The sequence below is a fragment of the Pseudomonas chlororaphis subsp. chlororaphis genome (assembly GCF_003945765.1).
Classification (GTDB): Bacteria; Pseudomonadota; Gammaproteobacteria; order Pseudomonadales; family Pseudomonadaceae; genus Aquipseudomonas; species Aquipseudomonas chlororaphis.
The window spans coordinates 2542019-2555361 of sequence record NZ_CP027712.1 but is presented as its reverse complement, the minus strand read 5'-3'; the positions used below and the strand labels follow the sequence as shown (position 1 = coordinate 2555361).

Annotated in this window: 12 protein-coding genes; 5 read left to right on the top strand and 7 right to left on the bottom strand. The window is 55.9% G+C overall.

The window, feature by feature from the left end:
* Positions 1-8: 8 nt before the first annotated feature.
* The 3 genes from C4K27_RS11865 to C4K27_RS11855 form a co-directional block, all read right to left on the bottom strand.
* Complete coding sequence (locus C4K27_RS11865; protein WP_053260564.1) at positions 9-2846, bottom strand: TonB-dependent receptor; 2838 nt, start codon at positions 2844-2846, stop codon at positions 9-11.
* A gap of 96 nt (positions 2847-2942) precedes the next feature.
* Positions 2943-3908, bottom strand: coding sequence for a FecR domain-containing protein (locus C4K27_RS11860; RefSeq protein WP_053260563.1), 966 nt, complete (start codon positions 3906-3908; stop codon positions 2943-2945).
* Positions 3905-4411 (bottom strand): sigma-70 family RNA polymerase sigma factor, encoded by a 507-nt coding sequence (locus tag C4K27_RS11855; protein WP_007922932.1) that lies wholly within the window; start codon positions 4409-4411, stop codon positions 3905-3907. Before C4K27_RS11855 ends, C4K27_RS11860 begins: the two co-directional genes overlap by 4 nt.
* A 283-nt stretch (positions 4412-4694) precedes the next feature.
* Here C4K27_RS11855 and C4K27_RS11850 point away from each other — a divergent pair, with 283 nt between their 5' ends.
* The 4 genes from C4K27_RS11850 to C4K27_RS11835 all read left to right on the top strand — a co-directional run bounded on the left by C4K27_RS11850 (position 4695) and on the right by C4K27_RS11835 (position 7280).
* A complete protein-coding gene (locus C4K27_RS11850) occupies positions 4695-4997 on the top strand; it encodes a hypothetical protein (protein ID WP_053260562.1) in 303 nt (100 codons plus the stop codon).
* Between the two features lie 281 nt (positions 4998-5278).
* Positions 5279-5542 (top strand): hypothetical protein, encoded by a 264-nt coding sequence (locus tag C4K27_RS11845; protein ID WP_007922928.1) that lies wholly within the window; start codon positions 5279-5281, stop codon positions 5540-5542.
* Complete coding sequence (locus C4K27_RS11840; protein WP_053260561.1) at positions 5539-6303, top strand: Fic/DOC family protein; 765 nt, start codon at positions 5539-5541, stop codon at positions 6301-6303. The genes C4K27_RS11845 and C4K27_RS11840 overlap by 4 nt, the downstream gene beginning before the upstream one ends.
* Before the next feature lie 224 nt (positions 6304-6527).
* The gene (locus C4K27_RS11835) at positions 6528-7280 is read left to right on the top strand and encodes a carbonic anhydrase (protein WP_053260560.1); all 753 of its coding nucleotides are present in this window, start codon (positions 6528-6530) and stop codon (positions 7278-7280) included.
* A 123-nt stretch (positions 7281-7403) separates the two neighbouring features.
* Here the strand turns inward: C4K27_RS11835 and C4K27_RS11830 are convergent, their stop codons facing one another.
* The 3 genes from C4K27_RS11830 to C4K27_RS11820 form a co-directional block, all read right to left on the bottom strand.
* Positions 7404-7826 (bottom strand): hypothetical protein, encoded by a 423-nt coding sequence (locus C4K27_RS11830; RefSeq protein WP_238437604.1) that lies wholly within the window; start codon positions 7824-7826, stop codon positions 7404-7406.
* Positions 7804-8961, bottom strand: coding sequence for a polymorphic toxin type 44 domain-containing protein (locus C4K27_RS11825; protein ID WP_053260559.1), 1158 nt, complete (start codon positions 8959-8961; stop codon positions 7804-7806). The genes C4K27_RS11830 and C4K27_RS11825 overlap by 23 nt, the downstream gene beginning before the upstream one ends.
* Positions 8962-9188: 227 nt before the next feature.
* On the bottom strand, positions 9189-9461 hold the full coding sequence (locus tag C4K27_RS11820; protein WP_053260558.1) for a hypothetical protein: 273 nt from the start codon (positions 9459-9461) through the stop codon (positions 9189-9191).
* Positions 9462-9933: 472 nt separating this feature from the next.
* Here C4K27_RS11820 and C4K27_RS11815 point away from each other — a divergent pair, with 472 nt between their 5' ends.
* A complete protein-coding gene (locus C4K27_RS11815; protein WP_162235124.1) occupies positions 9934-12432 on the top strand; it encodes an AAA family ATPase in 2499 nt (832 codons plus the stop codon).
* 343 nt (positions 12433-12775) lie between these two features.
* On the opposite strand, the gene C4K27_RS11810 is transcribed toward C4K27_RS11815, so the two are convergent.
* The gene (locus C4K27_RS11810) at positions 12776-13324 is read right to left on the bottom strand and encodes a cupin domain-containing protein (RefSeq protein ID WP_007922919.1); all 549 of its coding nucleotides are present in this window, start codon (positions 13322-13324) and stop codon (positions 12776-12778) included.
* Positions 13325-13343 lie beyond the last annotated feature (19 nt).

Below are 13343 nucleotides of genomic sequence, written 5' to 3'. Positions count from 1 at the left end.
CCCTGCCCTCAGAACTTCGTCAGCACCCCCACCCGCAGCGTCCGCCCCGGTGCCGGCATGAAGCTCTGCGCCAGCGGGTCCAGGTAGTAGCGATCGGTCAGGTTCTGCAGCGAAACATTGAGGTGGGTGTGCTCCTTCAACTTGTAGTTGAGGAACAGATCGAACAGCGCCACCTCGCGGTAGACCAGCTGCGGCGTGGTCGCACCGGTCTGCCAGTTCTCATCGGCCTTGACCGTCGGCCCGGAGCTGTAGGTGGCGCGCCCGCCGACGGTCAGGGACTGGTCAAAAAAGCGCAGGCCCGAGGTCAGGTTCGCCGAGAACCGTGGCGGGTTCTGGGTGTTGGAGTACGAGCCCATGAAGCTGCCCGGCGTGCAGTCCGGCGTGTTGCTCAAGTCCCGATAGCGATTGCTGCTGGCCCGCAGCCGTGCGGCGAAGGCCGAGTCGCAGGTTTCGGTCTTCAGGTAGTAGGTGGACGAAAAGTCCGCGAACACCCGGCCCGCGTCGTAGCGCGACTGCAGCTCCAGGCCGCTGGTCTTGAAGCTGTCGGTGTTGCTGAAGCGCATCTGGCCCATCAGGCCCGGGCTCGGGTCGTAGTAGCGGGTGATGTAGTGCTTGATGCTGTTGTTGAAGTAGGCCAGCTTGATCGCCGCCGAGTCGTTGTCCAGCAGCAGGCCCTTGTGCAGCGTGCTGGCGCCGATTTCCCAGTTGCTGGAACGTTCGGGTTTCAGGCCTTTGCCCGGCGTGGTCTGCAACACGCCCTGGCTGGTTTCGAACAGCGAGGGCATGCGCAGGCCCTGGGTGTAGGACGCATAGACGAAGGTGTCTGGCAGCACCTCGACATTGATGCCGAAGGCCGGTGCAAAGGCGCCGCCGCTGTTGCTCTGCTTGCCGGAATAGTCATAACCGCTGACCACCTCGCCCACCTGCGACGGATAGACCGTCGAGTCGGTCGCACCGAAGTCGTTGTAGCGAATGCCCTCGAACGGAAAGTTGGTGTTGTTGAAGACAATCCCATTGTTCCGCCGCGGGTCGGTGGCGTCGGTGTACTGCCCGTTCGAGTCCGGGAACCACAGCATGTTGCCGGAGGTGTCCGCGTTCGAGACCCGCAGGTACCTCAAGTCGCGCTCCTCCCAGCGCGCCGTCGCTTGGGCGACGTGGTCCTTGCTGCGGTAATAGGTATAACGACCGCCGCCCCACAGGGTCAGGCTGTCGACCGGTTTGTACTCCAGCTTGCCGTTCAGGCTGAACTCCTGCCGTTCTCCTTCGCGTAGCATGCGGTTGGCATTGATGTCGTGCTGGGTGGTGACCACGCCCTTTTGCGGACGCAGGTCTTCGACCTGGAACGAGCCGCCCAGGTCCAGCTTGAAATCGCCATAGTCGCTCTGCAAATGCGAGGTGTTGGCCAGGTCGCCGCCGATGCGGCGGTCGGCCTGGCGGCTCCAGCTGCGGTCCGAGCGATAGGCTTGCGAAGCCGGGGCCGCCACCGAGGTCAGCTGGCTGGTTTGCGCGTCGGTCATCCACAGGCTGGCCGTCAGGTCCACCAGCGGATTGCCGTCCGGCAGGTAGCGGTAGCGCGCGGTGTAGGTGTCGATCTTGGTATGGCCCAGGGGGTACTGGTAGATGCCGCCGGTGCCGAAACGAAAAATGTCCGACGGCATGATTTCGCCGATGCGCCCGTCGTAGCGGCGGTAGCCCAGATCGAAAGTGTGGCCGTCCACCGGGCGCAGGGTGGTCTTGAGCAAGAAGGACTCAGTCTCCGAAGAGGAGTTCAGCACCTCCTCGCCAGCGTTATAGGTGGTGGCCACACTCGTCTCTTCGTCGCCGTAACGGTCATAGGTGCGATAGCGGTCCTGGCCCTTCTTGCCGGCGAAATAGTTGCCCTGGTTGCGGTGGGCGTAGGCCGCCACCACGTCGAACAACTCATGGCTATAGGCGAACGCGGCACTGCCGGACTCGGCCTTCGAACCGAACAGGCCGCCGCGGCTGCGATGCGGTTCCGAGAACAGCTCCTCGGTCATCGAATGGCTATCACGCGAGGCGGGAGCGACGCCGTTGTTCCACAGGTCGCCCTTCAAACGCAGGCCAACATTCTTGCCGTCCCGCAGGATGTCGTCGACGCCGAGGGTGCGCATCTTCACCGTGCCGCCGATGGCGCTGGAGGTCAGGCTCGGGCCCTTGTCGATGGCGATGTCGCTGATCAGGTCCGGGTCGATGTAGCTGCGTTGCTGGGTGCCGGCATACCCGCGATAGACATCCAACGCCTGTTGCGAGCCATCGACCGTCACCGCCACCCGGCTCTGGCCCTGGATGCCGCGGATGTTCACATCCAGGCCGCCGCCGTTGCGGCTGTCGCCGACCTGCACCCCAGGCTGGCCCTTGAGCACGTCGCCGACCGAGATCACGCCAAAGCGTTGCATGTCCTCGCCGGAGATATACACCGAGGATCGCGGCGCCGAGTACACCTCCTTCTGCTCGAGGTCTTCGCCGACGACTTTCTGCGACGGCAGCACCATATCCCCGCCCGCCCGATACAACTCGAAGCTGCCGTCAACCTGGCGCTGATAGCCCAGGCCGGTTCCCGCCAGCAACCGCGCCAGGCCCGCCTCGGTGCTGAAATCGCCTTGCAGGCCCTGGCTGCGCTTGCCTTCTGTCAGCGTGGCGCTGCCCGCCATATTGATGCCTGCCTGCACACCGAAACGCGACAGCGCCTGGTCCAGCGGACCGGCGTCGATGCTGTAGTGCTGGCGCTCGCCAGCCGCGAAAACGGCCGCGCCGCAGAGCGGCGGCAGGCTGAGGAAAAGCAGGCCAAAGGTGCGGGCACACAAGGCTCGGGCGGGGAAGATCATGCAAGGCTCCTAGGGGTTGGCACCCACCTGTCCCGGTGGGTCATACCTGAAGGCCAAGCCAGATCGAAAAAACTGCGCCCCGGGGGAAAAATATTTTCAGGCTGGCACCACAGTCACCCAGTAACGGGTTCGTCGCTCGATGCGCACCGGCAGCGTATTGGCCACCAGCGCCAGCGCGGCATCGGTGTCGTCCAGCTGGAAACTGCCGGTCACGCGCAAGGCCGCGACCGCTGCGCTGCAACGCAAAAAACCCGGGCGGTAACGCGAAAGTTCAGCCAGCAAGGTATCCAAGCGCATGCGTTCGGCCGGCAAGATGCCGCGCAGCCAGGCCTGGGCCATAAACGGATCAACGCGGCTCGGCGCCGCGACGCCCTGGCTGTCGACCCGGGTTTGCCAACCGGCCTGCAGCGGCACCGGTAGCCAATGGCGTCGCGCACTGACCTGCGCCAGACCGCGCAGCACCGTGACCTGGGTGCCCAACCGGTCATGGCGCACCAGCCAATGGGCGCCACGGCCGTACAACACCGCGTCCGGGGTCAGCAGTTGCAGCGACGCCGATTCCGCCGGCGTATCCAGCGCCAGCTCGCCCTCGACCAACTGCACACTGCGCCGCTGCGCGGTCAGCTCCAGGTTCACGGCGCTGGCAGTGTTCAGCCACAGCGAGCCACCGTCCGCCAGGGCCCAGCGCCGACGCTCGCCGATACTGGTGCGGTAAGTCGCCAGGGCCGAACGCACCAGGGTGGAATCCGCACCTTGCCAGGCCACCCCGCCGAACAGTCCCAGGGCGAGCAGACACTTGAGCACCTGCCGACGCCGCTGCGGATCGGCCCCGGCCGACTCCAGTGCCCGCCGCGCCGTGGCATCGGCCAACAGACTGGCCCCAGGCTGCAGCATCAGCGGCAAGCTGCTGACCCGCTGCCAGGCGTATTCATGCTCGGCGCTCGCCTGCCGCCACTGCTGCAAAGCCTGATGCTCGACATCGCTCATCAGCCCGGACTGCGCGCGGACCATCCAGTCGATGGCGCTGTCGCGCACCCGCGGATCAACCACGGCGCCACTCATTCAAAACGGCTCGCGTAACAGACACTGAACGCCTTGCCCATGGCCCGCTGCACCTGGGCCACGCTCAGGTTCAACCGCGCGGCGATCTGCGGGTAGGTCAAGCCGTCGAGCTGGGACAAAAAGAAAATCTGCCGCACCCGCGACGACAGCCCCACCAACAGCGAATCCAGCTGCAACAGGGTTTCGATCATCAAGTGCCGCTCTTCCGGCGAAGGCTCCTCGGCCACCGGCCGCGCCGCCAGCGCTTCCAGGTAAGCCCGCTCGATCGCCTGGCGCCGCCAGCGATTGATCAGCAAACCATTGGCAATGGTCGCGAGAAACGCCATGGGCTGGCGCAGCTCGCGCACATCCTCTTGCGAGCGCATCACGCGGACAAAGGTGTCGTGGGCCAGGTCCTCGGCATCGGCACTGTGCCCCAGCCGCCGATGCAACCAGCCGCGAAGCCAGCCGTGATGGTTCGCATACAACCGGGCGACGGGCGAGGCAAAGCTGTCGTCGTGCATGTCAGATCCGCATTAATGATAATGCTTCTCATTTTAGAGTTTGGCGACAGGCGTTGTACAGCACCGAGGAAATGGCTCGGGTTTTAGCAGAGCCCTGAAATGCCCTCGGCATAGCACATTTGCCCTATATGCCCCCCTCCAACGCCATGCTGAAATAAATCCCCCTATTGAGTCAGATTTAACAGGGGCCGGCCGTGCCAGATTCCCTGACTCCACGTTTTCTGACGTGCCCCGTTGAGGATCGCTGATAACCAGGGCGAAACACTATTAAGGAAGATATGCCATGAACAAAAACTACCTCTTTGCCCCCGCGTTACTGCTTCTGGCGGCTACCTTGGCCGGTTGCTCGACCAACCCCAATGTCTTGCAAATACATAAAGTCACCGCGGAAACCATTGGCCTGGCCTCCACCGATGAACTCACCATGGGCCCCGTCACCAAAGGCAAGGAAGACTTCCTCGGCGGCTCGGAACTGACCTTCAAAGCCACCACCGCCAAGGGCCGCGTCTTCAACTGTTCGACCTTCATGACCCCGGGGATCCTGCTCGATCCGCCGAAGTATTCACGGCTTACTTGTACGAACTGAGCGGGTGGCAGCGGCTTGAAGCAAAAGGCCCCGACTTGTCGGGGCCTTTTTGTTTTGAGCGAGCAGTAGATTGCCAGGGTTTCACGTAGCCTGATCTCGGAACCAATTGCGCGGCGACACCCCCGCCAGCCGCGCCGCCAGGGCCTCCATATAAGCCCGCTCGGCTCCTCCTCTATAGCGTCTCTTAAGTGCGTAACAAATCGAGGCGATCAGAAGCTTGGCACCGACATAAACAAGCAGGCGTTGATGCTATGATTTGACGGCTAATGGAGGGTTATTCGATGAGCAAAACCGCCGTTTCTGGCGTTGCCAGTGAAGTTCGCAAGCTTGCCAAGGCTCACAAGGTCACCACTGAGCCTGACAGCATGAGTCGCATGGCTGCCACCATCACCCGCCTTGCCGGCGACTCGGTCGAGCTGGATAGCATTGAGCGATTACTGGTCAATCTCAAAAAGAAAGGCGTGCTGAGCAAGAGCCAAACCCTTGCATTTCAGGAGCGCTATCTCCAGGAAAAAAGGCAGGCCAAAAAGAAACTTAGCGCATGAGTTTCGATCCTTTCGGTGATTTCGAAACGGCCGGCTATCTTCGAAATCATCAACGCCTCAAAGACCCTGTCGAAGTCAAAGAATCCGAACACTTTGTCTTCGAACTGAGTATCGAGGAAGCGCTTTCACACTTGGCTCGAAAGAGGCGACCTGACTACAAAGCCATCCTTAAGGTTCACAAGATCCTGTTTGGCGGGTTTTATCCTTGGGCGGGCAAAGATCGAAATGAGCTAGTCCCACATCTCGCCATATTCAAAGGCGCATACAACGACCCGCACAGCACCATTTTCGAGCGCCCTGACTTCATCAAGAGGTCCGTCGACTATGCGCTCAAGCTGGCGGCAGACAAGAAAAAGTTCCAAGAAAGACCAGGAGAGGTCATGGGCCAGTTGGCATTCGCCCACCCCTTCCTGGACGGCAACGGACGCACCCTTCTACTGGTTTTCATGGAACTCTGCTACCGGGCCAGATTCGCGATCAATTGGTCCAGAACGAACAAAGATGACTACCTGCGAGCACTGAGCGACGAAATTCGGGCGCCTTTCCAAGGGCACCTCGACAACTACCTGAAACCTTTCGTAACTGCCATAACAAGCCGTGACGAGTGGCCACAGATGATCGGTGGCATTCGCGGCCTGGATGGACTCGACAAAGAAGACATCACCTACGAGAGCCTGGATAACCCGGAAGTCCAGCAGCTCTACAAAACCTATCGGGCCCAGCTTCAAGATGCCCCGGTGGTGCCGGGGGCTGATGACTGAACCCGTTACCCTCAAAACAATTCCGCTCTTCTCTCTTCCGCTTCATGGGTGCTTGCAAAAGCGTTCAGTGAGTCACGCAGCGTCCGAAGGTCACTCTTTGCAACCCTTCGAGGCCGCGGAAAACATCGTGTTACAGACCGTCTAGACTCCAGTATTCCAGGGCCGAAGGTTCCTGGCCCCCAACGGCAGTCATTCCCACCGAGTCGACCCGAGTACACAAAATCATGTGTGAATCATGTGATTCAAACCCCGCCGCAAACACCCACGATCGTCGTCGTTTTCTTCGCTTCGCCGGACTGGGGGCAGGCGCCCTGCTGATAGCCGGCGTACTGCCAGACAGGCTGGTCCATGCCGCCGAAAAAACCGCCGCGCCGCCCAAACCACAGAACGCCATCAGCCCCGACCAGGCACTGCAAAGGCTGATCGAAGGTAATGAGCGTTATGTCAGCGGAAACTCAAAGACCCACGATTTCAAGGACGAGCGCGAAGCCCTGGTTTCCGGGCAGAACCCATTCGTGGCGGTGCTCAGTTGCTCCGACTCGCGGATCGCTCCCGAATACGCTTTCGACACAGCCCGAGGCGATCTTTTCGCCATACGCGTTGCGGGCAACTTCGTAACCGGCGAAGGCCTGGCCAGCCTCGAATACGCCGTCGCGGTACTCGGCGCCCCGCTTATTCTCGTACTGGGGCATGAGAGTTGCGGCGCCATCGAGGCCGGCATAAAAGCCGTAAAAGACCACGCCGTTTTTCCTGGGCATATCCAGAAACTGACCGATGCACTCAAACCCTCTATCGAGAAAGTGCTCAAGCAACCCGGGGTTCTTATGGAAAATGCCACGGCGCAAAACATCAAGGACTCGGTCGACAGTCTTAAACAGGCCACGCCACTGCTCACCGATGCGCTCGACAAAGGCAGGCTGAAAATCGTAGGCGGCATCTACCGCCTTGCCACCGGTAAAGTCGAGTTGATTGCCTGAACCGGACAGTGCGCATCGCCTACCGATAAGCCGAGAAAGAGCCCTGCACACCGGCTGGGCTCTGCTGGTTTTCGCCGCCTGGATAAACGACCGGGCTTGCGCTGCCCGGTTGGGAGTCTCGTCTTATGGCTTTGCCCAGTCTCCTTTGCACTGATCCAATCGGTCCTCATCAGTCCCAACCCCTTTCTCTGTGTCGATGTTCCCATTCAGGTCGAGATAGATATGGGTGTTCGGCCATTTTGGGGTGATGCTGACGCAATGGTGGCGACCCTTGTCGCTCCACCAATCCAACTGCATGAAAAAGTCTTCGTCTGGAAATATAAAGCCGTTATCTGATGTTCCGCCTCCGGGTTGCATCCGTCCTTTATATATCCGGTGCTGCACGTTCCAGATGTACTTCAGCTCTTCCTTGCCATTTTGGGCGTAGTGAACAGTTACTGTCGGCTCAAGAATGGTCTGCCCGACAAAAAACAATACCGGTAGTAACGGAATGAATAGCAGCCAAGCACATCCAGATCGTCCCTTACTCACATTTGTGGTCGTCAATCCCTTCTCCCCAGTTTTCTGGCGGTACTGCTAGTACTTCGTCCATGACCATCTTCGCTGTTATCCCTCCGTTGGGGCGCTGGTTGGCGAGCTTCACACCAATACTGATCGCCACCCTATCGGCAACGTCGTCCCATGATCGCAACTCTGTCCATGGGCTGGCTGTTGGGTGTGGGCCAGGGAGTCTCCAATCCTTTTGCGGCTTTTTGACCCACTCCTCCCCCTTCCTTAGGGTGTCCGAGACAATCTGTTCAGCTCCTGCGCCATCCAGCAGCACGCTTTCGGATAGTCCGCCAATAATTCCAACATACCCGTAATGGATATTCGACCAAATGTCGTAGAAGTACATGTACTTCCCTTGCTTGTGCCAGAAGGTGCCGTTAAACAGCGCTTTCAACTTGGGCTTATGGTCCCACTCTTGATTCTGACCCACTTTTTTAGTCCAGATCGCCGCCGCCGCAGCTTTCCGGGCTTTTGCAATATCGCCAAAGTTTGGCCGTCCGCCTATGCGCGCAAACAGCGGTAGCGCTGTGAACCGCTTCGCCGCAACCTCGGGATCGTAGTCAATAAGACTTCTCATCTTCAACACAGCCGGGTCGTGAATGTTGCGATTCATCTCTTCAGCGATGTAGGTGGCCAGTTGCTCCATCTGATCGGGATGGTTACATACAACCGGCTCCGCTGCCCCCGTATCCTGTGTTTTGGACGAATCGCCGGGATCTACCAGAGCATTTGCAGCAACGGCCTTTTCTATGAGGTTCGGATCGGCCAGCAGGGTAGCCATCTTCTCATCATCTACAGAGCCATCTGACCGGAATGCCCCTAGAGCTGCGAAGTTGATAATGGCTGCCCCTGGTGCAGTTCCCATCACAAACCCGCCGAAGGTATCACCTGATCCAGTGATGATCGTCCCACCGTGGCTGGTAGGGCTGCCCACATGAGCCAAGGGGCGACCATTGATTAGGATCGAGGGAAAGCCCGTGGTGATGACCGCCCCGCAACCGCAAGTGTCACCGACACGAGCGGCACCCATGAAATTGATATGGATGTCAGCACTGGCAGAAGCAATCGGGGTAACGCCGTGACCGGGCATTGGGCAGACATGCTTGTCACCCAATCGTGCAGAAGAAATCATGCTCCGTCCTTGTTCCATGCATAAAAAGTCCCCGTCATAGGGACGAATTACCATTTTCAGCTGGCTTTGGGACGTTATTGCATGCGGTTGGAGATGGTCTGTAAGGAACATCTGAAAAATTATGAACGTCGGTTTACTTATCGATGACTAACGCGTCTCGTCCTACCTTACTTCCAACAACGCAGGTTACAACCGGGCCTGCGCTGCCCGGTCGTTGATTGTCGAGATTAAGCGTTCAGCGCCTGAGACTTATCGCCCAAGGTACGCAGCAGATCGCAGCCGTCACTGAGCAGCAGGCCGATGGCAAAACGGATCTGGGCGACATCTTGAGCACCGGAAGCGCAGTCGAGTATTTCCAGCAGATTGCGGGCAGCGCCGATGCGTTGTAGGGCGCAGGTGTACAGATCGGAGAGCGAGGCGTTGGCGTCCAGGTAGAGGACGGGATGGTCAGTGTCGTTGCGGGTCAGGGGGATGGGATTACAGATGTATGTGCGGGTCATTGGTGACGCTCCATGAGAAACAAAGCTTTGCCTTCATCACACAACCGCATGACGAAATCGGTTGTGGAATGAGGCGCTATGCACATAGTTTTTGGCCCGCGATGACCAGTCATTGGCCAGCAATGACGAATTGAACTATAGAAGCAGCACCGTTGAAAGACAGTTCTGTAGGTGAAAGGCAGCTCGATTTATCGTTTCAAAAATATACAGTGATCAGCTTACAGATGGTGTTTTCGACCAAAAGCGAACGGTTGCTACAGGCAGAGCCCGGTCCAAAGCAGAGATTGTCATTAACAGCGAATCGTCTCGTGATCTTTAGGTATGAGCAGTCGCTGCTCCTAGCACGAGATCGATCAGACAAGATCAAAGTTGAGGTGCAATTACGATACAACGGATGGCATCTTGGCATCGTATCGTCTATACAGAGATAAATCTGCATTGGCTACCTTCCCTGCAAATCGGAGCTTTCAGCATGGATGTCCTTGCTATTTCGGCGGCAAAGGAAATTGGTATCAAGGATCGTATTGAGGGTTATCGGGAGGCTCTCCTAAATGATGATAATGAAGCACAGACACGTTTTCACGTTATCGATGAGTTCTTAACAGCTGAATTAGATTGGCCCAAAGAGTCTTTAAGGGTAGAGCCATACCTATCAGGCGCGGGATACGCCGACTACGCTTTGTTCAGCGGACCACGCTGCCGAATAGTATTAGAAGCCAAACGTGATGAGTTAACTCTTTGCTCCTCAGAGCAAGGAGAGATTGGAGTAATACCTCTTAACAGCAGCTCTCTAACTTGTGCTAGCTCTGGAATTGAACAAGCGATTCGTTACGCTTCAAAATTTGGTGCGCCGATAGGAATCGTTACCAATGGAAGGCAATGGATAGCTTTTTTAGCATCCAGAGCAGATGGATTAGCTCCAACCGACGGGCTTTGCGTGGTATTCCCATCGATAGAAGCAATTGTTAGAAGCTGGTCACGATTTTATGAGTTCCTCTCCGACATAGGACTCCAAGAATCAAGACTCATAAACCATCTACGAGAAAGAGAACTTGGATTTACGCCTATATCAGCAAACTACTTCAGAGCCTTTGATAGAAGTTTCAAAAAAATGCCGCCCACAAGCGATCTCAGCTACGCAATAGAGGAGCTTTTTACAACATCCTTTATAAGGATGAACGGACAGTCTCTTGATGTTTTAATGAATTGCTTTGTCGAAACCAAAGCAAGCCATGATGCAGACGTGGCCTTTGAAAAAATTGTAGACGAATTACTTGAACGAGTTAAGCGCGTCCAGCAGATTGACAGTACACAACCTGAAGCTCTGCAGAATCTTTTAGAGTCCTCGGTTGAGTTAAAGACCGGGGAATTTGTACTGCTTGTGGGAAATAAAGGTTCAGGAAAGACGACATTTTTGCAGAGATTTTTCCAAAAAGTAATTCCGAAATCTACAAAAGACCAAGTTTTATTTTTGAGTATAAACCTACTCAAAAGCGAGGGTTCAGAGGAGCGTTTAACTGACTGGATTTCCAACAGCCTTATTGATCAAGCAGAAAGAGGTTTATATGGAACATCCACACCTAGCTATGACGAACTGAGAGGAACATTCTGGGGAAGATATCAGAGACTTAGCAGGGGAGAATTGGCCCCGTTATATAAAAATAACCGCGAAGCTTTTCGGCAGCAATTCGGAGAGGAATTGCGGCAACTTCGATTGAGACAGCCACGTGAGTATCTATTGGCATTGTTAAAAAACTCACTTGCAAGTCGCCGACTACTGCCAGTGCTGGTTATTGATAATGTTGATCATTTGTCTCGTTCAACCCAAGACGCAGTTTTCCAATATGCAATAGGAATTTCAAGCAACGTCGCATCATTCTTGGTCTGCCCTGTAACAGATACAACTGTTTGGTCATTGAGCAAGGCTGGCCCTCTACAAAGCTTCCACTCTAGGGCTTTTTTCCTACCAGTACCTAGTCTCAAAGAGGTCTTTGCTAAAAGATTAGAGGTACTAAGAACTAATCAGGTAATGGAGGGGCATGTTCGTAAACGCCTGAGTGGTTTAGTCGGGCCTGGATGGAAACTTGAGATCCCCCACCTTGAGTATTTCTGCGCAACTGTCGAATCAATTTTTGTTGTTACCTCTGATGTCACTACGATTATAGGCAAGCTCTGTAATTATGATGTGAGACGCAGCCTTGAGTTAGCAGGATCAATACTTTCATCACCTTGGATAGGTCTTGATCAACTACTAAGACTATATGTCGCACGCGGGGAACTAACCCCAAGAAGGACAGATTTTCTGAATGCACTCATCCTTCAGAAAGGCTCCCTATTTGATGAGGACAAACATAGCTTTATCACTAATATATTTGCCCGCCCTGCAGGATCTGTATCTTCACCGCTGATGGCACTTTACATTTTAAGGTTTCTTATGAGCACTGATGATCGAGCGGCAACTACTCGTGATCGCTTTATAAGGATGTCAGAGTTATGGGCTATTTTTTCTGCACTGAATATAGCTCGAGAAAGTTTTCGATACTTCGTTGATCGTCTTTTCGGCCGTGGACTACTAGAGATATATGACCCTTCCGAAAAGGCGTTAAACGACGACTCACTGATCCGAGTTAGCGCCGCAGGTATAGCTCATTATAGATTGGTATTTAGTGACAACGTTTACCTTTCACAGATGGCATTAGTAACCCTATTAGAGAGTGAGTCGGTTGCCATAGAAATTAGAGAGGAGGTTCAGCGCGATCATCCAGGATGGATGAAAATCTGCCGATTAATTTTGACTGAGCTAAAAGCCAGCGACTCCAGACTTATCACCATAGAACCAACTGGTTTGTTTGAATGGATCGCCGCAGTACGCGCGGACATGGACGTAATATTACAGAGAGTTTCGGCGCGGACAACTGATCGACGCCACAAAAACGGAACTGCAAAACCATATCGACCTTTGAGCCCGTGACCAGACTATTTTAGAAGCATATATCCACCAGTACAGCCTTCCGAAACTTGATAGCTTCCTACTAACGCTACAATGCTGACCTTTGGAGCATAAATAGTATCAAGCTAACGTTCTAGAAAAGTAATTACCAATAACTGCTTGGAAGGAGCCAGACTTTAAAAAATTATCACCCTCATGCGAATCACAACAATAATGAGTGGTTGCCATGGTCGAGATAGCCACTTCTCTCGTGCAAACAACAGAACTACAATCATAAAAAATTAAGGCGAGGAATTATCGATGGGGGGACATGAGCGGCCGCCAACGGCCGCCTCACTAATAGAGGTTCTAAGTATTTCGCCAATCAAAAATTCGCCGGCGTATTCGCACTAATAATCTCCGCCTCATCCTGCCCAATATTGCGAAACTTATGCGGCAAGGTGGTTGGAAAATAATACCCATCCCCCGGATTCAACACGCTCACCTGCCCGTCCACCGTCAGTTCCACGGTGCCACGGGTGACAAGGCCGCACTCCTCCCCTTCCGCATGCACGATCGGCTCGTCGCCGGAGCTGGCGCCCGGTGCGTATTGTTCGCGCAGGAAGCGCATCTGGCGGGTTGGCAGGGCGGCGCCGATCAGCAGCAGGCGGGCGCCGTCGCGGCCGAGGTCGGGTTGTTCGTTGGCGCGGAAGACGTATTGGTGTTCGCGCGGGGGCTGGTCGAAGGTGAAGAAGTCGGCCAGGGACATGGGGATGCCTTCGAGCAGCTTTTTCAGGGAGCTGACGGAGGGGCTGACGCGGTTCTGTTCGATCAGGGAGATGGTGGCGTTGGTCACGCCGCTGCGCCGGGCCAGCTCGCGCTGGGACAGTTTGTAGCTTTCGCGAACGAGTTTGAGTCGAGTGCCCGTGTCCATAGCAGCCTTGTGTGAGGTG